This is a genomic window from Microcoleus pseudofavosus SVA1_A4 (genome assembly GCF_036700565.1).
Classification (GTDB): Bacteria; Cyanobacteriota; Cyanobacteriia; order Cyanobacteriales; family Microcoleaceae; genus Microcoleus.
Genome location: NZ_JAUBPE010000003.1, coordinates 131,068 through 153,749, shown reverse-complemented (window position 1 = coordinate 153,749; position 22,682 = coordinate 131,068). Strand labels below are relative to the sequence as shown.

The 22,682-nt window shown below is 45.6% G+C and carries 17 protein-coding genes; 9 read left to right on the top strand and 8 right to left on the bottom strand.

Features of this window, described 5'->3' with window-relative positions; all coding sequences use genetic code 11:
- Window positions 1–578: 578 nt before the first annotated feature.
- From QUA02_RS02420 to QUA02_RS02410, 3 genes are all read left to right on the top strand, one after another.
- Window positions 579–929 (top strand): slr0373 family blue light stress response protein, encoded by a 351-nt coding sequence (locus QUA02_RS02420; protein WP_332984167.1) that lies wholly within the window; start codon window positions 579–581, stop codon window positions 927–929.
- Between the two features lie 107 nt (window positions 930–1,036).
- A complete protein-coding gene (gene ycf46 / locus QUA02_RS02415; protein ID WP_333025104.1) occupies window positions 1,037–2,557 on the top strand; it encodes a stress-responsive protein Ycf46 in 1,521 nt (506 codons plus the stop codon).
- Window positions 2,558–2,687: 130 nt separating this feature from the next.
- Entirely contained in the window at window positions 2,688–3,041 is a 354-nt protein-coding gene (locus tag QUA02_RS02410) for a DUF1257 domain-containing protein (protein WP_006635781.1), read from the top strand.
- A gap of 419 nt (window positions 3,042–3,460) precedes the next feature.
- On the opposite strand, the gene QUA02_RS02405 is transcribed toward QUA02_RS02410, so the two are convergent.
- Both QUA02_RS02405 and QUA02_RS02400 read right to left on the bottom strand, forming a co-directional pair.
- Window positions 3,461–4,762 carry a glycosyltransferase family 4 protein gene (locus QUA02_RS02405; protein WP_333025039.1) on the bottom strand — a complete coding sequence of 434 codons (1,302 nt, stop codon included), beginning with the start codon at window positions 4,760–4,762 and terminating at the stop codon, window positions 3,461–3,463.
- Window positions 4,763–5,093: 331 nt separating this feature from the next.
- On the bottom strand, window positions 5,094–6,107 hold the full coding sequence (locus QUA02_RS02400) for a glycosyltransferase family 2 protein (RefSeq protein ID WP_333025036.1): 1,014 nt from the start codon (window positions 6,105–6,107) through the stop codon (window positions 5,094–5,096).
- A gap of 167 nt (window positions 6,108–6,274) precedes the next feature.
- On the opposite strand from QUA02_RS02400, the gene QUA02_RS02395 reads away from it, so the two are divergent.
- Entirely contained in the window at window positions 6,275–7,423 is a 1,149-nt protein-coding gene (locus tag QUA02_RS02395) for a glycosyltransferase family 4 protein (protein WP_333025035.1), read from the top strand.
- A 470-nt stretch (window positions 7,424–7,893) separates the two neighbouring features.
- Here QUA02_RS02395 and QUA02_RS02390 read toward each other — a convergent pair whose 3' ends face one another.
- From QUA02_RS02390 to QUA02_RS02365, 6 genes are all read right to left on the bottom strand, one after another.
- Entirely contained in the window at window positions 7,894–8,409 is a 516-nt protein-coding gene (locus tag QUA02_RS02390; protein WP_333025033.1) for a serine O-acetyltransferase, read from the bottom strand.
- 139 nt (window positions 8,410–8,548) lie between these two features.
- The gene (locus tag QUA02_RS02385) at window positions 8,549–8,980 is read right to left on the bottom strand and encodes a hypothetical protein (protein WP_333025031.1); all 432 of its coding nucleotides are present in this window, start codon (window positions 8,978–8,980) and stop codon (window positions 8,549–8,551) included.
- Window positions 8,981–9,023: 43 nt separating this feature from the next.
- Complete coding sequence (locus tag QUA02_RS02380) at window positions 9,024–9,602, bottom strand: serine O-acetyltransferase (protein ID WP_333025029.1); 579 nt, start codon at window positions 9,600–9,602, stop codon at window positions 9,024–9,026.
- 195 nt (window positions 9,603–9,797) lie between these two features.
- Window positions 9,798–10,808: a glycosyltransferase family 2 protein gene (locus tag QUA02_RS02375; RefSeq protein WP_333025026.1), complete on the bottom strand. Its 1,011-nt coding sequence runs from the start codon at window positions 10,806–10,808 to the stop codon at window positions 9,798–9,800.
- A gap of 239 nt (window positions 10,809–11,047) precedes the next feature.
- Window positions 11,048–12,334, bottom strand: coding sequence for a glycosyltransferase (locus tag QUA02_RS02370; RefSeq protein WP_333025025.1), 1,287 nt, complete (start codon window positions 12,332–12,334; stop codon window positions 11,048–11,050).
- Between the two features lie 152 nt (window positions 12,335–12,486).
- On the bottom strand, window positions 12,487–13,404 hold the full coding sequence (locus QUA02_RS02365) for a histone deacetylase family protein (protein ID WP_333025024.1): 918 nt from the start codon (window positions 13,402–13,404) through the stop codon (window positions 12,487–12,489).
- 80 nt (window positions 13,405–13,484) lie between these two features.
- Here QUA02_RS02365 and QUA02_RS02360 point away from each other — a divergent pair, with 80 nt between their 5' ends.
- The 5 genes from QUA02_RS02360 to QUA02_RS02340 all read left to right on the top strand — a co-directional run bounded on the left by QUA02_RS02360 (window position 13,485) and on the right by QUA02_RS02340 (window position 22,537).
- Window positions 13,485–13,994, top strand: a complete 510-nt coding sequence (locus QUA02_RS02360) for a hypothetical protein (RefSeq protein WP_333025022.1) — start codon at window positions 13,485–13,487, stop codon at window positions 13,992–13,994.
- A gap of 561 nt (window positions 13,995–14,555) precedes the next feature.
- Window positions 14,556–19,259: a PAS domain S-box protein gene (locus tag QUA02_RS02355; RefSeq protein ID WP_333025020.1), complete on the top strand. Its 4,704-nt coding sequence runs from the start codon at window positions 14,556–14,558 to the stop codon at window positions 19,257–19,259.
- A complete protein-coding gene (locus tag QUA02_RS02350) occupies window positions 19,225–21,252 on the top strand; it encodes an adenylate/guanylate cyclase domain-containing protein (protein WP_333025018.1) in 2,028 nt (675 codons plus the stop codon). The genes QUA02_RS02355 and QUA02_RS02350 overlap by 35 nt, the downstream gene beginning before the upstream one ends.
- 264 nt (window positions 21,253–21,516) lie before the next feature.
- A complete protein-coding gene (locus tag QUA02_RS02345; protein ID WP_333025016.1) occupies window positions 21,517–22,407 on the top strand; it encodes an alpha/beta fold hydrolase in 891 nt (296 codons plus the stop codon).
- 7 nt (window positions 22,408–22,414) lie between these two features.
- A complete protein-coding gene (locus tag QUA02_RS02340) occupies window positions 22,415–22,537 on the top strand; it encodes a hypothetical protein (RefSeq protein WP_333025014.1) in 123 nt (40 codons plus the stop codon).
- Window positions 22,538–22,682 lie beyond the last annotated feature (145 nt).

The window sequence follows — 22,682 nt, the reverse complement described above, 5'->3', positions numbered from 1 at the left end:
TTGAGCCTGACACCTCGCCACTCTCAAAAATCCCCATATAAGCCTAATTTGGCGCTGCTGGGCGCCCAGACACCGGATTTTGACCCGCAACGCCATCAAAAAAGTCTAACCGTAGGGTGCGCCGTGCGTACCGAGACCCAGATGGCGGCTCAAAGGATTTGTTGGCCTTAGTCCTATATATGTGTTGTTCATAAGCTGTACTGCATTTAAATTGTAAATTTCAATCCGTATCAAAACTCCTCAAATCCTCTTCCCTCTCTCCCCTTGTGCCCCTCTCCCTCTCTCCCTCTCTCTCCCTCTCTCCCCGAATCCCCCTCTCCCCCTCGGACATCACAGACCATCTAGATGCGCAGCAGCTTATTTATAATTGGTCGATCGTCCTTGAGGCTACCCATAGCTGCCGCTGCACCGCTGCCTCATCAGCTACATCCCTCTTTTTTCCGTTGTTGACCGCCCCCAAATCACAATAATTGTAACGAAATATTACAAACTGACGCTAAAGCAGCATAGAGGCTTGACAGCAAAGAATTAAGTGGCTAATCTGATATACATACCCGGGTAAGTCAATTCACTGTCATATGCAAGAAAAGCAAAAAGTTACACTGTATCTTCCACCTGAACTGCATCGCCAGCTCAAAATCAAAGCCGCAGTCGAAACAGAACCGATGTCATCAATTGCAGAAAGGGCAATAGTCTTTTACCTAGGAAACCCCGAACTGGTTGACGAAGTAGAAGCCTCCTACGGACAAACCCATCGGGTATACAACTGTCCAGAATGCACGGGTTCTGTAGTAATGCGAGATGGAGAACTGGCATCCCTCAAAAGTCAGCCGAGCTTATTGGCTGAGCAGGATCTTCCAGTAAAGCAAGTGTCGGGCGTCAGTGCCAGCACAGCCCAACCGGGAGAGGAAGAATTGGTTCCCTGCTAAGAATGCCTTGCTTTCCCAAAAAGCCAGAACTGAAAATTTCAGCAAGATGGTTAATGGCAGCATTGAGATTCAGCAAAGATAGCACCGTCTCTAGTGGGTCGAGGAATATGCAAGAAGAGATCAGTATTCTAATCCAAGCTCAATATCCTCTGATCTACCTCGTGACATCCGAGGAAGAGCGGTGTGAGCAAGCAATTTCGACAATAGCTCAAGCCAAACCACAGCGACGAGTATTTATCTGGACTGTAACTCACGGCATTGTAGAGTACGGTCAACCCCGCACCACCACCCAGCACAACACAGTCTCGCCAGAGGCAGCAATTGAATGGGTGATCAGGCAGCGAGAACCCAACAGCAACGCTAGCATCTACATTTTCAAAGATTTGCATCCTTTTATAGATTCTCCTCCGGTAACGAGGTGGTTGCGCGATGCGATCGCCAACTTCAAAGGAACGCAAAAGACAATTATACTGATGTCTCCTTTGCAGCAAATTCCGATCGAGCTAGAAAAGGAAGTAGTGGTATTAGACTTCGCGCTCCCAGACATGAAGGAACTAAACCAAGTATTGTCTGGCCAGTTGGAGCAAACAAAATCGCGACGCATTACCACAGAAGCACGAGAAAAACTTTTAAAAGCAGCCTTGGGATTGACCAAGGACGAAGCTGAAAAAGTTTATCGCAAAGCCCAAGTTTCCACGGGGCGCTTGACGGAAGAGGAAGTAGATATCGTTCTTTCCGAGAAAAAGCAGCTAATTCGGCGCAACGGCATTCTAGAGTTCATCGAAGAAGACGAAACCCTGGATGCAGTCGGCGGTTTAGAAGAGCTGAAGCGGTGGCTCAGGCAGCGTTCCAACGCCTTTACAGAAAGGGCCAGAGAATACGGCCTGCCCCAACCAAAAGGGATGTTAATTCTCGGCGTACCCGGATGCGGAAAATCGCTGATTGCCAAGACTACCTCCCGCCTCTGGGGACTGCCCCTGCTGAGGCTAGATATGGGTAGAGTCTACGACGGCTCGATGGTGGGTCGATCGGAAGCTAACCTCCGCAACGCCCTCAAAACCGCAGAATCCATCTCTCCAGCCATCCTCTTCATCGACGAACTAGACAAAGCCTTTGCAGGAGGAACTGGTTCGGCCGACTCAGACGGAGGCACCTCCAGCCGGATTTTCGGTTCCTTCCTCACTTGGATGCAAGAAAAGACTTCCCCAGTCTTCGTAATGGCAACAGCCAACCGAATCGAGCGGTTGCCGGGGGAATTCTTGAGGAAAGGCCGATTCGACGAACTCTTCTTTGTTGACCTGCCTACAAAAGAAGAACGCCAAGATATATTCAAGATTCACCTGTCAAAGCGTCGTCGGGACATCTCTCGCTTCGATTTAGAGCAACTTTCCAACGTTTCCGACGGATTTTCAGGTGCAGAAATTGAGCAAGGGCTAGTAGCAGCAATGTACGAAGCCTTCGCTCAAGATAGAGAATTTACGCAGCTAGACATCATTGCGGCCATTAAATCTACATTGCCACTGTCTAAAACCATGACCGAACAGGTGACTGCCCTGCGGGATTGGGCTAGACAGCGCGCACGGCCCGCTGCGTCTTCCGTCGCTGAATACCAGCGAATGGAATTCTAAAAGCTTTCTCCTGGTCCAAACAGGAGCAAAGGCTAGCAACAGCTAGCAGTTCGATAGAAGAGCCGCCCAGCGGCACCGTTAAATCCAGACCGTTGTTGTTTCTCTCTCAGTTTTATTAGGAGGAAATCCAATGTCTCACTTTAGCACTCTGCGTACCAAAATCACCGATGCCGAAATCCTGAAAGCTTCCCTGCGCGACTTGGGCATTTCAGTCAAGTCCGAAGCTGATGTTCGTGGCTATAACGGTCAGCGCGTTCGCTCCGACATCGTGGCGATTCTGGAAGGCGAATACGACTTGGGTTGGTCTCGCAATAGCGACGGTTCTTTCGACCTGATTGCTGACTTGTGGGGCGTCGCCAAAAAGCACAATCAAACCGAGTTGATCAACTCGATCAACCAGAAATACGCAGTGAACAAGACCTTGGCAGCAGTCAAGCAGCGTGGTTTGCAAAACGCCAACGTTAAGCTGGTAGTGCAAAACTAATTGATCTGCGCGTTTCCAAGCTCGCGGGTTAACCTCATACGGGTTAACCCGTTTTTTGTTGGGAGATTTTTTACAGTCCCAATCAGCAACTTTCATGGGTTGAAACGCTGGGGGGTGACAAATATAGCTAGGAATCATGCCGCTCGCAAGCTTGCAACTGTGAGACCGCGTTGATAAAAGTGACGCTTATTACGAGTTAACTTCATTAAGTCTTCCACAGGTTTAGCATATTTTTCGAGATAATTAATGCATTGTATTATAGCCTCCTGTTTTACAATCACGAAACATTTCTTCGATACCCATCCGTTGCTTAATCGTTTACGGTTGTTTCTGAATGATTAAACCGCAGAGGGCGCTATTGGCGCAGAGGAAGAGAAGAGAGAGATGAATAATTCCCATACCAACGGATTTGATATGATTTAGTGATTGTTATGTTGAGAAACTTTTTTTTTGTCAAGCATTTTTTGGTAAATTTCAACAATTTTTTCTGCCTTTTTATCCCAGGCAAATTCTCTGGCTTTTTCGATCGCCTTAGCTGACATACTTTCCCGCAGCTTATCATCTTCGACCAACAGCTTAATTTTACTTGTCAACTCCTGGGTGAGATATTCTCTAGAATTTGGCTCGATCTTAAAACCAGTTTCTTCATTCACGTATTCACCAATACCGCCGTTATTGGCAACTATGCAGGGAAGTCCGCAAGCCATAGCTTCCATTACCACTGCGCCGCCAAACTCTCTGATCGAAGGGAAACAAAAAATATCTGCTTTCCTGTAATAATCCAGAGTTTCTTGTTGATTAACCCATCCTGCAAAGCTGACTATTTCGCTTAAATTAAGCTCCTTTACTCGGTTTTCCAAATTATTTCTTTCCGAGCCATCTCCTACGATTGTTAAGCGTATTTTACTTTGAATTGCCTGGTCTAATTTCCCAATAGACTCTATGACAATATCGGCGCATTTGTAAGGAACCAATCTTCCTACAAACAGTAGATTGATGTGGCTGGCATCTTTATTTTGGATATTTGTATGATTTAAAAATTCTTCAGAAATGCCATTTTCGTAAAACAAATCAATTCTTTGGTCGGGGATTGCAAACAAATCCTTTAGCATATTCAAAGTATAGGTTGAACCTGCTAATATTTTGTCGGCTTTTTTGTAAGTTTCTACATAACCTGGAATTAATGCGCGACCAACTGCTCTCAAAAAGTTGAATTGAGCAAATTCTTGTTTGGCCGTTTCTTGAAAGCCTGGTGGAAAGGGAATGCCCCCATTCACAGGCCCTAGAATAAAAGGAGTCTGCTGGCACACACTGACTACCTTAAACGGATACCGCGGCATCATCGGGGTAATTGCATGAACTATGTCATAATCTCCGTTGAGGATTTGTGAGTGAAATTTTTGATATACTTGCTGATTGAATTCTTCATAAATTGGGTAGCTCAGCGCATTATAAAGAGGCCAATTTACTCGCCCGTTTGCCGTAATCTTTGCGACTATTTTATAATATTGTTTGTTAAAATTTCCTTCCTCAAGGTAGAAAACTTTTTCGTATTCGGGGTGTTTTTCAAGCGCTGGTTTATTTCTAATATGGGTAACGAGTGTTGCATCAACTAAATTGTTGATTTTATGAAAAAAATTGTACCCCACTAAAGGTACAGATGCCCAGTCAGGATTGCACTGCTCTACAATTAGTAAAACTTTTAATTTTTTATTAGTCATTTGTTTGTTACCTGTGCTTGTGAGTTAATTTTAAGGTTGTGTTTACCAGAAGAAGGCGGGGGCTGTTACCAAATGATAGGATTCCACCGATATATCCTATAAAGTTGGCAGTAGGAATTGCTTTTCAAGCAACTCATACTGCCAACTTTTTCTTCCTGTCAATTTCGCTTCTAGTACCAACATGGATATTTCACTCAGGTGGAGAATTAATCATAACATTAACTCAAACAACATTATCAACCAAGTCTAAATTATCACTGCCCAGATCGGGGGCGCCTCATTTATCCCAACCCCGATCGGGGTTGGAATTTCTGGGACGTTAGCTATAATTCTAGCTTGCTGAATTAATAGAGTTGGTTGTTTTGTATTCGATTAGCTTGCTCTGCTGCCCCAGCAATCGGCGCTGGTGAAACTGGATTTGACCTTGTAGCTGGGGAAATTTGGCTAATACACATGACAAAGCGTAGATGGCAGCGTCTTTAGTTGTGAGATCCCGCTGCTTTGCATAATAGTTATATGTGCGATAGGTTGCTAAGGGGTAGCCAGTCAATAGTAACAGGCTCCAACCTTGTGTCGGCAATGCCATTGCCAAGGCTAGCACTGGCAAGATCAATCCCCACAGCCAGGTGCTTCGGGTTTCTTTGACCCAATGGCGTTCCGGTTCGCTTCCGTGCATCCAGGAACCCTCGGCGTAGGCGTAACCCGCTCTTTGGGCGCGCTTCCACCACTGAGCAAAACTGGTCATTTGCGCGTCGTGCAGGGTCATTTCTGCATCTAAACGGAGGATTTTCCAATTTTTTTGGCGCAACCGCACGCACATTTCTGGTTCTTCGCCGGCTATTAGTGCGGGATTGAAACCCTGGACTTGCTGAAATGCTGCGGCGCGCATCATGGAGTCGCCGCCGCAGGCTTTGGCTTCGCCGACGGGGGTGTCCCACTCGATGTCGCACAATTGGTTGTAGATGCTTGCTTCGGGGTATCGTTCGCGCCTCCGCCCGCATACTGCTGCTACGTTGGGTTTGGCTGCGAGTTCGCTGTAGGCCCGATCGAGCCAGCCGTCAACTACTTCACAGTCACCGTCTACAAATTGGACAAATTCGATGTCTGGAACTAATTGCAGCAAGCGGGCAAAGCCTTCATTTCTGGCGCGGGCGGCGGTAAAGGGTGTGGATAGGTCGAGTTCTACTGTATCTGCTCCGAGCGATCGGGCTAATTCCAAGCTGCCGTCTGTTGAGCCGGAATCAACATATACAACCAGAGCTATTTTTCCGATCGCCGATCGCAAGCACTGGCGAAGCCGTGAGCCTTCATTCCGCCCGATCGCGACTAATCCAACTTGTTTCAAGTTCTACCTCTTTTATTCGAGTGGCGAGCTGTTCTTTTAATATTTTACTAACACTCTAGGTAACTTCACAATATCTTTATATTATAACTTCAATTGAGTTCCGGTTTTCGGTGTTAAACTGCCGATAGCTTATGTAGCTTATTCTGTATTAAACCACACCAATCATTTTGAGTGAAGCTCGGTCAAAAATGCTGCATATAAGTTCTTTGTTCACATTTTACTGTGCCGATCGCGGAGTCAGCCATACATTTTTTTCACTCTGCCAACAGTGGAATTACCCAGACTCTCAAGTCCGCATGGTTGTTCCGAATTGCGAGCAGTCATGTCGCGGATCGAATCTTGTGGAAGCTATACCCCAATACCTCAAATGGCTGTATTACCGCAGCGCTGACAGACCTAGAGATTGTACAGAAAAGCGTTTCCTCAGAGATTTCAAGGATTTTGATGTAATTTACTTGTGGCCTAACACTTCGATCGAAACTTTTAGGAAAGTAAAGCAGGAGAACAAACCCATTTTTTTGGAGCGCATCAACTGCTATACAAAGGAGGCAAAATTTATTCTTGATGATGCTTACCGCCGCTTGGGAATCGCTCCGCAACACCAAATTAATGCTGGTATGATTCAGGAAGAGGATGCAGAAATTAGTTTGGCTGATTTCATTTTTTGTCCGGGTCCCGAAGTAAAAAAATCTTTTATAGAAGCGGGAGTTCCCGAACATAAACTGATCCTTACCAGTTACGGGTGGTCTCCCAAGCGCTTTCCGCCTTTTTCGATCGACAAGCCACTGTCAGACACGATTACTGTTGTTTTTGTGGGCAGCGTCTCTGTCAGAAAAGGAGCTCATTTGCTGTTGCGGGCTTGGGAAAAAGCGGGAATTAAAGGCAGACTGCTGCTTTACGGAACTATGGAGCCAGCAATTGCTGAAACTTGCAGCAGAATTTTAGGACGCTCAGATGTAATTCATCGGGATTACACTAGCGATATTGCCTTGGCTTATCGCGAAGCTGACTTTTTTGCCTTTCCCAGTCTAGAAGAAGGCAGTCCGCTGGTTACTTATGAAGCGATGGCTAACGGTTTGCCAGTTCTAACTTCGCCTATGGGAGCCGGCGCTGTTGTCCGAGATGGTCAAGATGGCATAATTGTTTCGCCCTATGATGAAGAAGCGCTAGTGACGGGCTTGCAACAGCTCGCTGGTTGTGCCGATTTGCGGCTTCGGATGAGTGATTCGGCACGCTCGCGGGCAGAGGAATTTACGTGGGAAAAAGTTGCACGGCGGCGCGCACAGTTGGTACTCGAAAGATTGAAACTAGCTTGAAAAGTGATATCAAATCAGGTTACATCGGAATGATAGTTGACTGTTGACTGTCAGGCAACTCTGGACACGGCAATGCCGTTTCCCTACCGCAAAATAATCGCAGCGCTCGAAGAGGGTTCGCCCGCCATCGCACTCGCACTTGCGATGTAACCATCGCCCGATTAATTGTAGGGAAACGGCTCTCGCGTAAGTCCTGATATCATGTCCGATCGAACGAAGATAATAAAATTAGTTTGTACTGAGGACTTTAGTCCGAAGCCGTCAAGGACTAAACTCCAGTCACTACAAACATTCTTTATTACAGGTAATAGATCGGACTTGATATGACTGTGGCTAATATCAATTCTGATGGCACCGGATTTGATAGGAGGGGAAAAATTTGAGGTTGTGGAGGCTGAGCAGTGCCTTTAATTTTTTAATAAAATTCAAGCTAATTTCATAATTTTTCTGCGACTTCTAGAAATAATTTTTCAGACTTCCTGAGTCTTTTTTTCGATGATTTTTGCCGGTATTCCCACCGCAGTTGCACCTGGTGGCACGTCACACATCACAACAGCATTAGCACCAATCAAAGCACGATCGCCGATAGTTACGGAGCGAATAATTTTCGCTCCTGCACCGATATCGACCTGACCGCCAATTTTGACATCAGCAACAATTGTCACCTGTTGAAGAATCAGACAGTTAGGACCAATGGAAGCAGTTGGATGAATGACAATGCCATTAGGATGAGGCATCAGCAGTCCTCCTTGTATTTGGGAGTTTAAAGGGATGTCTGTTGCAGTTACAACGCTCCAGAATCGATACTGAATGATGTTCAAACGGCATAAAAAATAGCCTAAAATCCCACCTTGCTGCCGCCACTTTTGATAATTGCGGATAGATTTGAGCAGTTGGCAACTGGGCTCCCACCACTTGCTAGGTTTTTCGCGGCTCCAGTCTGGTTCTGTAGCAGAAATGATTGGCTTAGTGATTGATTCAACCATTGTTTGTTAAATATTTTGATGATGTATACAATTGGGTCTTATTGTGCAGTTTACCTTAAGAGGACTCTCTAACTTGAGTAGGGAGATTGATTGAATCTGAGCATAGTTATAATTGAATTTTCAATCCAACATCCTAGGCTTAATTGTTATTTAATATGCTAGCCAGCCAATAATTGCGAATTTTGTTGCGCAAAGCTTGGGTTGAAAAAGAGTCGGCTAAGGCGGCTATTGTTTTAACTTTGTGTCGGATTGCCCCTTGAAAAATTTCTCTGATCGGGGTGTGCACAACTAAATGAGTAGGCTTTTGTTCTACTATCAAGCGCAGTAAGTTTTTAATCGGAACTGTACCTTGAAATCCGGCACCGATTGCTCGTACTCCATTTGCTAAAACTCGATCGTAAGGTTCTGCTGTTAAGCAACAAATAATTGTAACTTCCTCAATCAGCTTGCCTATTTCAGCAACTGCGTCAACCGAGTATTTTTGGGCATAGTATGCTTCTCCTTTATCTTCAGCAAAGCGTTCAAATGCTTCGCCGTAATCGCCAGCATATTGCACTATTAATAAACGCATTTTACTAGCCTTTCCTTGGAAACTGACTTGATTAATTTTAGCATTAAGTTTCGGAAATTTTAGTAGATTGAATAATTTTAGCAGGAATGCCGACTGCTGTTTTTCCTGCTGGAACGTCTGAGAGTACAACTGCATTTGCCCCGATATTTACATCGTCGCTCAAGGTAACACCTCCCAGGATTTTCGCGCCTGCGCCGACGTTAACCCGATCGCCCAATCGAGGCGCTTCTAGTGGCTTGTCCAAATAGCGGTTCCCCAGGGTGACGCCTTGGCGGAGCACGCAGTCGTCGCCGATCGTGCAATATCCGTGAATAATAATAGCACCTTGATGTTCAATTACCACGCGACGACCGAGCTTTACTGTATAAGGCAAATCTATACCGTAAGTATTGCGGATTTTGCGATAGAGCGATCGATAAATAATGCTCAAAGGAGCGCGAAGCAGTATCGGTTGAACTTGCATTCTCCAGACACCAAAGCGCTGAACTGCTACGGCTCGAAATCCCGGCTTTGTCCAATCTCCGCCGTGAGCAATCCAATCTTCTTTTATCTGCTGCCAAAGTCCAACTACAGGAGCTTCTACTCGATTTTCACTTGCTATTAAGTCCGGCTGCATTACCATAAGTTTTCTTTAACACACTGTTTTGTTTAATTGTTGTCCTATGCCCGCCATAAGAGGCTATTTATTGCTTTTTTGATTGATACTCAACCTGTTTTTTTTGAGCAAAAATATCAATTATTTGTCGAGTATCTGGCAATGCCTTCTTTGCCATAATTAACCGGGTTTCTGGAGCTTGGATTTGTTGACAAACACCGTTTAAAAGTTTTTGGAATTTTCAATCTCACCTCCTTTAAAAAATACACTATTGAGCATGAAATCCTTGAGATAGTTTGGCGGATCTCTGTCCGGCTTGCCTTGAAGTACGCGGCGCAACCTCCAGGCTGCAAAACCCGAAGCCCAGGATACATCAGTTAATGCTGTGTAAACCAAGCCGTAGTTTTTGAGAAAGTAGCGTCGCCGGGAATCAAACCAATACTGGGGCAGCCGCTTGGGGGCTGCTTTCGTGTCGGTGACGCCTGAGCTTTGACCTACTAGGTGGACAACGCGACTTTCGGGTACGTACCAGCAACTCCAGCCAGCTTTGTTCGCTTGCAGGCAAAAGTCCATTTCTTCGCAGTACATGAAATAAGCTTCATCCATCAAGCCAATCTTTTCAAATACTTCGCGGCGGACGATCATGCTGGCTCCAGCTACCCAATCAGTTTGGCAGATTTCTTGGGAAATAGGAGGCGCTGCGGCCCAGTTGGCTAATAATTTGGATATAAAACCTGTCCGCCAACCAAAATCGAGTTCGGTCAAGATGTTGTGGAACCGAAAAGCTGACTCCTGGGGGGTGCCGTCGGGGTCTTCTAAACGGCTGCCGGCGATTCCTGCTTCAGGATGAGTGTCCATGAAATCGACGAGAGCTTTGAAGGCACCGGGGCGAACTACGGTGTCTGGGTTGAGCAGCAGGAAGTAAGGGGGGGGATTGGTGGATTGCAGTACCGGACGGATGAGGGCGTTGTTGCCGAAGGCAAATCCGCCGTTGCGGTCTAGGGGCACGAAGGATGCCCATTCGCTCCAGCCTTCTGCTTCGATGGCGGCTGCAATTTCTGCGGCTGAGTTATCGCCTGAAGCGTTGTCGGCAATTGCAACGCGGGTATTTGGCAGCGATCGAATTTCGCCTACTAGAGAGTGCAAGCAGTCGATTGTCAGGCGGGGCGTCCTGTAATTAACAATGACTACGAGTAAGGAGTACGGCTGACTAGACGCACTTGCATTCGACATAAGGGCAATACTCTTTATTGACTTTTTTAGCTCAGCTTGTGGTTTTTGACAAGTCTCGGGCGATCGCTATTTTTAGCTCCGCCTCCTACTTTAGCAGCAGTAAAGGGACGTGCGGTAGATTTTGCAGTTTCGCATCAAAATTTTCGGCACGGACTGGAATACCCTGCCACCAACCGAACCCTGAACAAGATACAAAAACTAAAATTGAAAGTTGCACTCCTCAAAGCCACGAGCTAAATTCAAACTTTGGATGACTGCAACATCTTCAATAAAAGCTGCCACCGCGAACGGTGCATTTCTTGGTGCGTCATGCTGCGAGCCTGCTGGAGAGATGCCTTGCCCATACTTTGAAGAGTCGGCAAGTTTTGCGCCGACCATTCGATCGAATCTGCTAAGGCCGCAGGGTCGTTAGAATTGACCATTACACCTGTTTTGTGGTTTTGGATGCAGTCGCGCAGTCCGTCTGTGTTGCTTGCGAGTACCGGTACTGCTTGGGAATAAGCATCGTAAACAATCCGAGGCTGCTCGTCTGAAAGACTGGGAACTACAATAGCGTGATATTCTTGCAGCAACCGAAAGAATTCTTTGCCGTAAGCAACCGTTCCCAAAAATTGGATGTTAACCGATTTTTGCAGTTGATTGCTAAGTATTTTGCATTCGCTTAACAGTGTGCCATCGCCGAGTATATCGAGATTGACAGCAATGTTTTTATTGTCCAAAATTTTCATTGCTTCTAACAGAACTAACACGCCTTTACTGGACTCCACTCTGCCAGCAAATAGAAGTTTGAGTTTTTGGGTTGATGGGGATAATTTTTTGTGCCATATTTCCTCTGCATCGGCTTCAGAAATGATATTTTCTTCATCTATCCAGGAAGCGTGGATGACGTGACCTCGTTCTTGTCGCTTTGTCAATAAACTCTGCTGGTATTCCGATTGTGTGAAGATTGTCAGGTTAGCATTATTTACGCACCAGCGATTCACTATTTCCGATATGTAAGCGATGATTCTGTCTTTAATTTTTATGGTTTTGCCTGGTTCCAGACGCCACGGCGCGGACTCGACTACGAGTACGTAGAATTTTCCCTGAATCAGGGCTATTGGTGTCACCAACCACCCCATAGGAATGGGCCAGCCTGTTACGCAACTGTGTACAATATCTGCTTTGCCGATCGCACCCCAAAGTTTGGCAACTGTAGCAGGCAGCGTCAATATTGCCTCGGGGTAGCTGTTTGGGGAGGGAAGGTCAATGAATTCAACGTTAGAAAAGGATGGTTCGCCGGTGACGGCAGTTGCGTTTTTTGGGGATGTTTCTTGTTGGCTGGGAGTTGCTAAGGTGAAGTTTTTCAGATACCTGAAGTGTTCCGTTAGGTCTTTTGCCCACAGCGGATCGAGATACCTGTCACCTTTTTCATCGCAGGTGGATCTGATGTTAATGACCATCAAATAACGCTTGGTAATAGGTTCTAGAAACTCTAAATCCTGTGTTTTTCCTAGTTGTTCTGAGTTGTTTGAATTAACTTGCATACGTGACATCCTATTTATTGATTAAACTCTAGTCTATAATACAATATAAATTCTGTGGCTCCAAAATTTTTGCGCTCGCTCGCGCTGTATGCCGTTCATTTATGCGATTTTAACTAATTTTATCTAGATTTTTGTTGCAAAATTTACAAATCTTAAAGTTTATATTGCCTGTAGGCTTGACTTGCGGCTCGGTGCAGCAGAGAATGTCGGTAAACTAACCCATTCATGTCGTCGGAATAGCCACCGCCAATCACGCAGGCAACTGGATAGCCGCCAGCCAAACAGGCAATCAAAACTTGCATTTCCCGGCGAAATAAACCCGTATCAGTTAAAGCTAATTTTCCCAGTTTGTCGCCCAGATGAGGGTCTACTCCGGCATCGTACAAAACTAAATCTGGCTTGACATTTACCAGCAAATCTGGTAAGAATTTATCCAATGTTTGTAAATATTCGTCGTCCTCCATACCGACAGGCAAAGGTACATCTAAATCGCCCTTTTGTTTAGTACCGGGAAAATTCACCTCGCAGTGCATCGAGAAAGTAAAAACGCTGCTGTCATCTTGGAAAATTACGGCGGTTCCGTCTCCTTGGTGCACGTCTAAATCGACAATTAAAACTTTGCGAACTAAACCAATTTTTTGCAAAACGCGAGAGGCGATCGCCAAATCATTAAAAATACAAAAACCAGACCCAAAAGCAGGGAAGGCGTGATGAGTTCCGCCCGCAGTATTGCAAGCCAAACCGCACTCTAAAGCGAGCTTGGCAGTTAGTACCGTCCCTGCAACCGCAGTGCAAGTGCGGTTAGCAAGGGCTCGACTCCAAGGTAGACCAATTCGTCTCTGAGCTTTGTCATCGAGCGTTCCGTTGCAGTAAGCTTGAACGTAGCGGTGGTCGTGGACTAATTCAATCCATTCTTGAGGGGGAAGTTCGGGAGCGTGAAATTGGGATTTATCTGCTACCCCGTCCGCGAGCAGCATCTGGTAAAGCATCCGAAACTTTGCCATCGGGAAGCGGTGATCCGGCGGCAGGGGTGCCACGTAATCTTCGTGGTAAATAATTGGTAAGTCCATTAAGATTATTGTAGAACGAATGACTCTCCAATGGAAAGCCTGCAATCTCAAATTTAAATTCTTAGGAGAACCTGTATTATATGCAACCATTAAAAACAGTCTGGCAGTCCGGCAGCACCGACCCCGACAGTGCTGACAATCTCGATAATATCAGTCAGTGGTGGGGAAACCTCAACGGCAAAGAAATTAGCTGGGTACAGCGACTGATTCCGCAAATCGGTGGTCTGAGCGAAATTCACTGGCACCCCCAGCGTTTTGACGAAACATTTGTCATAGTCAATCCCGAAATTCGCGAGGAAACTCTCTATTGGTACAAACCCGATTCTCCTGTCCAACGTAACAACACAGTTCAAAAATTAGAACTAGACAACCTGCAACAGCAATTGTACATCTATCCTCAGTTGGAATCCGAACTGGTAATTCGCATTGGATTTCCCGAAGTTAAATATCAAACGCTTGAATTGAACAATCCCGAAATCGCCTTGGGCGAAGATAATATGCTGCTGCTGTGGGAGGCTGACCGAGAACTTGAAATTAAAATCTCCCTCAGCACTGAAAATATTGCTAAACTTAAGGAATTGCTTGCCTAGAAAAGACCGAGAAAAGAGTTTATACGGCAGGCATTGGGTGCGGGCCCGTCGATCTCTACTCTTAGTTACCTATAAATATCTGAAGACTTGCGCGCGGGTACGCCATCACCTTGGTTTTTTCACAGCAATACGCGTTGCAGCCCGGGACCAAGAGTAAAAACTCCCGTTTCTTCGTGTCGGGGTGCGTCGAAACCTGTATCTCTGCTAAAACACTTTGAAGGTGGCAGCAGAATGTCAAGAAGCTTGCGCCATCTTCCCCGGTTTCTTTGGTCTGGAGTGCCTGAGTCATGATTTTTTTTGCACATTTAATATTTCTACCGAATAATGGGATTTGTTTTTGCAATAAAATATGGCAAAAATGCGGTTTAGTTGAGTTGCGAATTTAAGACAAGCAGCCCAAAAAAAATTGAACCAATAAAAGCTGCGTTAGTCGATGAATCAATATTTAAAAATAATCCTCTGTTTGCTGAGGTTGAAAAGGTTTGATGAATGATTTGTGCGGGAAGACAATCGCTCGATTCCTTGAAATATTAATCTGCTGCGAACACTCTTAAATTCAAAATGGCTAAACAAAAGATGGCGATACACAAAGAAAGTATTCAGATTTTAATTATTGATTACCGGCCCAACAACCTCCGGTTTTTATCCAATATCTTGACGAAAGAGGGGTATAAAGTTCAGCGGGCGATTTCGGGAGAAATGGCGGTCAATGCTAAATTTACCGTTCTCCCAGACTTGATTTTGCTAGATATTGCCATGCCCAGAATGAATGGCTACGAAGTCTGCGAAAGACTGAAAGCTAACGAAAATACTCGGGAAATTCCGGTGATTTTCTTGAGCGTTTATAATGAAACTTTTCACAAAGTCAAAGCTTTTGAAGTCGGCGGTGTTGACTACATTACTAAGCCTTTTCAATTGGAAGAAGTTTTAGTGCGGATCGAAAGTCAACTGACGATACAACAGCTATCGAAACAATTAAAACACCAGAATGCGCAACTGCAACGAGAGGTAGAATTTCGCAAACGGACAGAACAAGCACTCCGAGAAAGCAAAGCGCTGTTGCAGAAATTGGCGGTCAATATACCTGGAGTTATTTATCAATTTATAAAAAAGCCCGATGGAAGTTTCAAATTTGAATATATCAGTTATGCTTGTCGGGAAATTTACGAAGTAGAGAGTGAGGAGATATTAAAAAATCCTGACTTGTGCTTCGATCAAAATCATCCAGATGACGGACAATATCTGGTAGAAAAAATTGCCTCTAGCGCTAGAAGTTTAGAAGCTTTTGCTTTTGAATGGCGGATTGTTACGCCGTCGGGGAAACTCAAATGGCTGCAATCTAATTCTAGACCAGAAATGCGCGATAATGGCGATATTGTTTGGTATGGTGTACTTTTTGATATCAGCGATCGCAAGCAAGCAGAAATAGAAATGGCCAGAACCAAAGCTGCTTTAGAACGGCAAGTTCAGGGAGAATTGCTGATTGCAAAAATAACTCAAGAAATTCGATCGAGCTTGCAGCCCGAACAAATATTTCAAACAGCCGCAACTCAAATCGGTCTGGCATTCTGCGTCAATCGCTGTTTGATTCATACTTACGTTACTAGCCCCCAAGTCGATATTCCTCTGGCGGCCGAGTATCTCGAACCCGAGTGCGAATCTATTTGGAACGTACCCCTTCCAATTTGGGGCAATCCTCACGTGGTACAAATGATGATACAAGATCGGGCGATCGCCTCCAACAATGTTTGCTCAGACCCTCTTTTGCAAGCTGTTCAACCGATGTGTCGCCTGGTTGGCTTGAAATCGATGCTGGCAATTCGCACTTCCTACCAAGGCAGGGCAAACGGCGCTATCTGCTTGCACCAGTGCGATCGCGAACGGGAATGGACGAAAGATGAAATCGACTTGTTAGAAGCTGTGGCGGCTCAACTAGGGATTGCGATCGCTCAAGCTAAACTGATCGATCGAGAAAAAAACCGGCTTGTGCAGCTCGATCGGCAAAATAAACTGCTGCAAGCAGAAATTCGCACCCGCATCTGCGCTGAGCAAGCTCTACAAGAATCCGAAGCAGAATTGCGGGCGATTTTTACCGCCATGACTGACATAGTTTTAGTGAGAAATGCAGAAGGGCGCTGCATCAAAATCGCCCCGACAGCAGCGGTCAATTTGGTGAAATCTCCCAGCGAAATGATTGGCAGAACCGCCCACGAAATCTTACCGGAACCTGCGGCAGATTTGGTATTAAATACCATCCAACAAGTTCTCAAAACGAAGCAAAGCATCAATATAGAATATAGCTATACAGTCGGAGAGCGCGAAGTTTGGCTCGACGCTAAAATTTCTGCGCTTTCTGCTGAATCAGTGATTGTGGTAGCGCGAGATATTAGCGATCGCAAACTAGCAGAATCTGCACTCCGAGAAAGCCAGCACTTCATTCAGGCGATCGCCGATTCCAATCCCAACCTATTGTACGTTTACGATTTAATTGAACAGCGGAATGTTTACACCAACCGCCAAATTGCGGTGATGCTCGGCTACACCTCCCAAGAAATACAAGATATGGGTACAGCAATGATGTCAACTCTGCTCAACCCCGACGATTTGCCAGAGTTTTTGGAAAGCGTCCAAAAAGTGGAGCGAGCCAAAGATGGCGATGTCATTGAATGTCAATACCGGATGAGGCACAAAAACGGCGAATGGCGGTGGATGCACAGTTGGGATACAGTATTTCTCAGAACAACTGACGGTAAACCCAAACAAATTATCGGCACGGCTAATGACTTCACAGACCGCAAATTAGCCGCCGAAAAACTGCTAGAATCGCAGCAAAGAATCTCATTTTTATTGCAGCAAACGCCGATCGCAATTATTGAATTAAATCTCAATTTAGAAATTATTACTTGGAATCCGGCTACCGAAAAACTTTTTGGCTACAGCAAAGAAGAAGTTCTCGGCCAGAATGTCCCGGATTTTATCGTTCCAAACAACTGCTACCACAAAATTTTTCAAATTTTAAGCAACAAGATTAATGCCGAGTCTGTTGCCAGTTGCACCACGTACAAAACTATTACAAAAAATGGTAGAAGTATCGTTTGCGAATGGTATAATACTCCGCTAATTAATGAAAACGGTAGAGCGATCGGCATCGCTTTAATGGCTGTAGATATTACCGAACGCAAGCAAGCAGAAACTGAACTGCAAGAAAGTGCTTTGCGGCAAAGGGCGATCGCCCGCATCATTGAAAGAATGCGGCAGACTTTAGATATCAGAGAAATTTTTCACGCCACAACCCGAGAATTGCGCCAAACCATGAAGTGCGATCGAGTCGCGATTTACCGTTTCAATCCAGACTGGAGTGGCGAATTTGTCGCCGAATCGCTTGACCGCAAGTGGGTTTCTTTCATCCAAGCACAAGAACTCGATTCTAACCTTACTGAAGGCACTTTAGACAACGAACTTTGCCGCGTCCAAAAATTCGATAGCACCTCACAAAAAGTACGCGATACCTATTTGCAAGAAACCGAAGGCGGAGCGTACAGCCGAGGTACAACTTACCTTTGTGTCCCAGACATTTACAAGCAAGGCTTCGATAATTGTTACATCCAACTCTTAGAAAGATTTCAAGCCAAATCCTACATTATTGTGCCTATTTTCTGCGGCGAAAAACTCTGGGGACTGCTAGCATCCTATCAAAATTCAGCTCCCCGCCAGTGGAGCGAAGCTGAAATCAACGTTGCAGTTCATGTAGGCACTCAGCTAGGAGTAGCATTGCAGCAGGCCGAATTGCTCGCCCGCACTCAAAGGCAGTCAATGGAACTGCTTAAATCCAAAGAAAACGCCGAAGTGGCCAACCGCGCCAAAAGCCAATTTCTCGCTTCTATGAGCCACGAACTGCGCACGCCTCTCAACGCGATTCTCGGTTTTTCCCAAGTCATGGCTCGCAACAGTTCTATCACGGAAGAACAAAAAGAATACATAGAAATTATCAACCGCAGCGGCGAACATTTGCTGGAACTTATCAATGATGTTTTGTCAATGTCCAAAATAGAAGCAGGTCAAATTACTATCAATGAAAGTCGCTTCAACCTTTATAACTTTCTCAACAGCCTCAGAGAAATGCTGCAACTAAAAGCCAACTCAAAAGGCTTGCGCCTAATCTTTGAAAATATCGGCTATTTGCCGCAGTACATTCAAACAGACGAAGCTAAATTGCGGCAAGTTTTAATTAATCTGATCGGCAATGCGATTAAATTTACTCAACAGGGAACCGTTACTTTGCGCGTCAGCAGCCCAGCCGAAAACAAATCCCAATTGTATTTTGAAATTGCCGACACGGGCCCCGGCATTTCTCCCTCGGAAATTCCCACATTATTCCAGCCCTTCGTACAAACAGAAACAGGTCGAAAATCCATGCAGGGAACAGGGCTTGGATTGCCGATCAGCCAACAGTTTGTCGGAATTATGGGAGGTGATATTGCTGTGGAAAGTCAACTCGATCGAGGCACAACTTTCAGTTTTAATATCCGCGTTAACTTAGTAACCGAAAGTGACGAACAAGAAGCATCATCGGTTAAACAAGTTATTGCTTTAGAAGCCGGACAGCCACCTTATCGTATATTAATAGTGGAAGATGTAGCGGAAAATCGCCAACTGCTGGTCAAGCTCCTCGTACCGCTGGGATTTGAAGTCTGCGAAGCAACTAACGGTGAAGAAGGAATTGCTTTGCAGTCAACTTGGAAGCCGCACTTGATCTTAATGGATATGCTGATGCCAGTGATGGACGGGTACGAAGCGACAAGACATATCAAGCAAACTCCAGAAGGTAGAGAAACAATAATTATTGCCCTGACTGCTAGTGCTTTTGACGAGCAGCGGCAAATAATTTTGTCGGCTGGTTGTAACGATTTGATCTGTAAACCGTTTCGGGAAGAGGTACTATTTGAAAAGATAGCACATCACCTGAACCTGCGTTATATTTATGAAGAAGAAAACTCATCTACTTCTTTGTCAGCACCGACACTGCTTAAAAGTTTGACCACCGAGGATTTGAGTGTAATGCCCACAGACTGGGTGGTCGATTTGCACCGATCGGCACTTTGCGTTGACGACAAGCGCATCCTCGAACTCATCGAGCAAATTCCCGAAACTGAGGCAAATCTCGCTAACGCTTTAACAGATTTAGTCGATAATTTTCGGATAGATATCATTATCGATTTAACTCAATTATATGATGAACGACCAGCCATTACCAGCGACTCCTAGAGATATTCTGATCGTTGACGATATGCCGGACAACTTGCGACTTTTATCCACTATGCTAGCATCCCACGGGTATCTAGTCAGGAAGGCTATTAACGGACAACTCGCTCTGCAAGGGGCGCAAATATCTCCTCCCGATCTAATTTTACTAGATATTAATATGCCAAAAATGAACGGCTATGAAGTTTGTGAGAAATTAAAGTTAAGTGAAAATACTAAAGATATTCCGGTGATTTTTATTAGTGCGCTAGATGATGTGCTGGAAAAAGTTAAAGCTTTTCAAGTAGGAGGAGTAGATTATATTACTAAGCCGTTTCAAGTAGAAGAAGTGTTGGCCCGCGTCGAAAACCAACTTTCCCTTCGTTCGCTGCAATCGAAATTGCAACAGCAAGCCCGGGAACTGCACGATCGCAATTCTAGATTGCAGGAAGAAATCGCAGAACGGCAGCGGGCTGAAGAATCAATCCGGTTTTTGCTGGAAACTACGCGGGCGATCGGCGAAGCTGTAGACTTTCACTCAGCTTTAGAAGTAATTCTGCACCAAGTTGGCGAAACAATCGGATGGGATGTAGGAGAAGCTTGGATTCCCGATGCAGAAGGAACTGTCCTGCAATCTGCCCGGGGCTGGTATGCCAGCAACGCGAGGATGGATGCGTTCCGCAGGCAAAGCGAACAACTGACATTTGCCATGAATATAGGGCTGCCGGGACGAGTTTGGGCATCCAAGCAACCGGAATGGGTAGAAGATATTGCTAGGGGCTACCCGCATTTTCTCCGAAGTCAAATAGCACTAGAACTCGGATTTAAAGCGGGTTTTGGGATACCGATTTTGGTAGGCGATGAAGTATTGGCAGTGCTAGTTTTCTTTAAAATTTCATCTGGTCGGAAAGACGCGCGATTTATAGACGTTTTTAATGCGGTCGGGACTCAATTAGGTTCTTTGATTCAGCGCAAACAAGCAGAAGAATTGCTGCGTATTGCTCAAGAAAAATATCACAGCATTGTAGAAAATGCGATGGAAGGCATTTTTCAAAGCACGCCTTCAGGAGGCTACCTCAGCGCTAATCCAGCTTTGGCAAAATTGTACGGTTACGACTCGCCAGAAGAACTGATGTCCGACATTAAAAATATTTCTCAGCAACTGTACGTTGACCCGGAACGCCGCCTCGAATTCGTGGCTGCTATGGATGCTGAAAATGCCGTTTCGGGGTTTGAATCTATGGTATTACGCAAAGACGGATGCCGGATTTGGATATCAGAAAATGTTCGGGCTGTTCGGGATTCAAAAGGTGCGTTAATGTACTATGAGGGTACTGTTTCTGACATTACAGAGCGGAAATTAGCGCAAGAAGAGCTGAAAATTCAACAGGAACAAAGCGAGAAGTTGCTGTTAAATATTTTACCCAAACCAATAGCAGAACGCTTGAAGGCCCAGCAAACTACAATTGCTGACAGTTTTGCCGAAGTAAGTGTTTTATTTGCTGATATTGTTGGCTTTACTGAACTGTCGGCGAGAATGTCTCCCACGGAGTTGGTAAAGCGATTGAACGTAATTTTTTCCCACTTCGATCAGTTAGCTGAAAAGTACGGTGTGGAGAAAATTAAGACTATTGGCGATGCTTACATGGTAGTCGGGGGATTGCCTACGCCGAGACATGACCACGCCGAGGCGATCGCCCAAATGGCCCTGGGAATGCAGGCAAAAATCGCAAAGTTGTCCGCCGACACAGGGGAAAAACTGGCAATTCGCGTCGGCATCAATTCCGGGCCTGTTGTTGCGGGAGTAATTGGTGTGAGCAAGTTCACCTATGATTTGTGGGGAGATACGGTGAATGTAGCGGCGAGGATGGAAGCTACGGGTTTTGCAGGCAGAATTCAAGTTACTGATGTTACTTATGAGCTTTTGAAAGATAAGTATTTGTTTGAGAGGCGAGGCGTGATTCCGGTAAAAGGTAAGGGGAATATGATGACTTATTGGTTGCTAGAAAAAAGGTAATCAATGGGAATTGGGCATTGGGCATGGGGCATTGGGCATGGGGCATTGGGCATGGGGTATTACAACAAATAACAAATAACAAATAACCAATAACCAATAACCAATAACCAATAACCAATAACCAATAACCAATAACCAATAACCAATAACCAATAATTCATGACTACTGACTACTGACTACTGACTACTGACTACTGACTACTGACTACTGACTTCTGACTTCTGCTATGATGAAAGTAGTTAACGAAACTTTACATAATAACCGTGACAGCACAACAATTAGTATCTGCAACCAGCTTTGAAAAATTAATTTGGACTTGGAAAGGTCACAAAATCCAATATACCGTCCAAGGAACCGGCCGCCCTCTGATCTTGATTCACGGATTTGGGGCTTCGATCGGACATTGGCGGCAAAATATCCCCGCACTCGCGGCCGGCGGCTATCGCGTATTTGCGCTGGACTTGCTGGGATTCGGCGCTTCCGCCAAACCGGCCCTCGATTACACTCTGGAATTGTGGGAAGAATTGCTGACAGATTTCTGGGCGGATCTGGTACAGGAACCGGCGGTATTTGTCGGGAATTCGATCGGCGCTTTGCTGAGTTTAATGGTAGTCGCCAACCATCCAGAAATATCAGCAGGCGGAGTCTTAATCAACTGTGCCGGCGGGCTCAACCACCGACCCGACGAACTGAATTTCCCGCTGCGAGTAGTGATGGGGACTTTTACTAAATTAGTTCGATCGCCCGTGATCGGCCCGTTTGTCTTCAACAACATCCGCCAAAAACACCGCATCCGCAACACCCTGCGCCAAGTCTACGGGAACCGCGAAGCCATCACCGACGAACTCGTAGAACTCCTCCACGCCCCCTCCTGCGAACCCGGAGCTCAACAGGTGTTTGCCTCGATTCTCACGGCCCCAGCAGGCCCTCAGCCGTCAGAATTGCTGCCAAAGGTCGATCGTCCGTTATTGGTACTTTGGGGCGCAGACGACCCCTGGACGCCGATCGCCGGCAGCCAGATTTATCAAGAATTGGCCGCCAACGATAAACCCGTGAAATTTGTCTCAATTCCCAACACGGGCCACTGTCCCCACGACGAGCGGCCGAGTGTAGTCAACGCTCTGATTTTGGACTGGCTGGTGGAAGTGAAGTAAAATTTTTATGGTGAATGCAATTCTTGGGCGATCGGCTAAACCCGTGCATTACAAAGGTTATACCTCGCTCCACCGCACCGGCACCCCGGCAGCAGCAGACTCAAAAAACTATTTTTGTAAAAAGTATTGACACAATTTACTGAGTCAGCTATATTGATGGACGTGTGAGGAGCGAACCAGAAGAAGCACCGAGACGAAACACGGCCAGTCGTCGGTGCTTTTTCTGTTGAAACCCATTTTTAAAATCTGAATTATACTGTAGTGCGATCGTCCCG

Coding starts and splice junctions, on each gene's coding strand:
- QUA02_RS02420 (WP_332984167.1), top strand. CDS start 579: ATGCAAGAAAAGCAAAAAGTTACACTGTATCTTCCACCTGAACTGCAT.
- ycf46 (WP_333025104.1), top strand. CDS start 1,037: ATGCAAGAAGAGATCAGTATTCTAATCCAAGCTCAATATCCTCTGATC.
- QUA02_RS02410 (WP_006635781.1), top strand. CDS start 2,688: ATGTCTCACTTTAGCACTCTGCGTACCAAAATCACCGATGCCGAAATC.
- QUA02_RS02405 (WP_333025039.1), bottom strand. CDS start 4,762: ATGACTAATAAAAAATTAAAAGTTTTACTAATTGTAGAGCAGTGCAAT.
- QUA02_RS02390 (WP_333025033.1), bottom strand. CDS start 8,409: ATGGTTGAATCAATCACTAAGCCAATCATTTCTGCTACAGAACCAGAC.
- QUA02_RS02385 (WP_333025031.1), bottom strand. CDS start 8,980: ATGCGTTTATTAATAGTGCAATATGCTGGCGATTACGGCGAAGCATTT.
- QUA02_RS02380 (WP_333025029.1), bottom strand. CDS start 9,602: ATGGTAATGCAGCCGGACTTAATAGCAAGTGAAAATCGAGTAGAAGCT.
- QUA02_RS02375 (WP_333025026.1), bottom strand. CDS start 10,808: ATGTCGAATGCAAGTGCGTCTAGTCAGCCGTACTCCTTACTCGTAGTC.
- QUA02_RS02370 (WP_333025025.1), bottom strand. CDS start 12,334: ATGCAAGTTAATTCAAACAACTCAGAACAACTAGGAAAAACACAGGAT.
- QUA02_RS02365 (WP_333025024.1), bottom strand. CDS start 13,404: ATGGACTTACCAATTATTTACCACGAAGATTACGTGGCACCCCTGCCG.
- QUA02_RS02360 (WP_333025022.1), top strand. CDS start 13,485: ATGCAACCATTAAAAACAGTCTGGCAGTCCGGCAGCACCGACCCCGAC.
- QUA02_RS02355 (WP_333025020.1), top strand. CDS start 14,556: ATGGCTAAACAAAAGATGGCGATACACAAAGAAAGTATTCAGATTTTA.
- QUA02_RS02350 (WP_333025018.1), top strand. CDS start 19,225: ATGATGAACGACCAGCCATTACCAGCGACTCCTAGAGATATTCTGATC.
- QUA02_RS02340 (WP_333025014.1), top strand. CDS start 22,415: ATGGTGAATGCAATTCTTGGGCGATCGGCTAAACCCGTGCATTACAAA.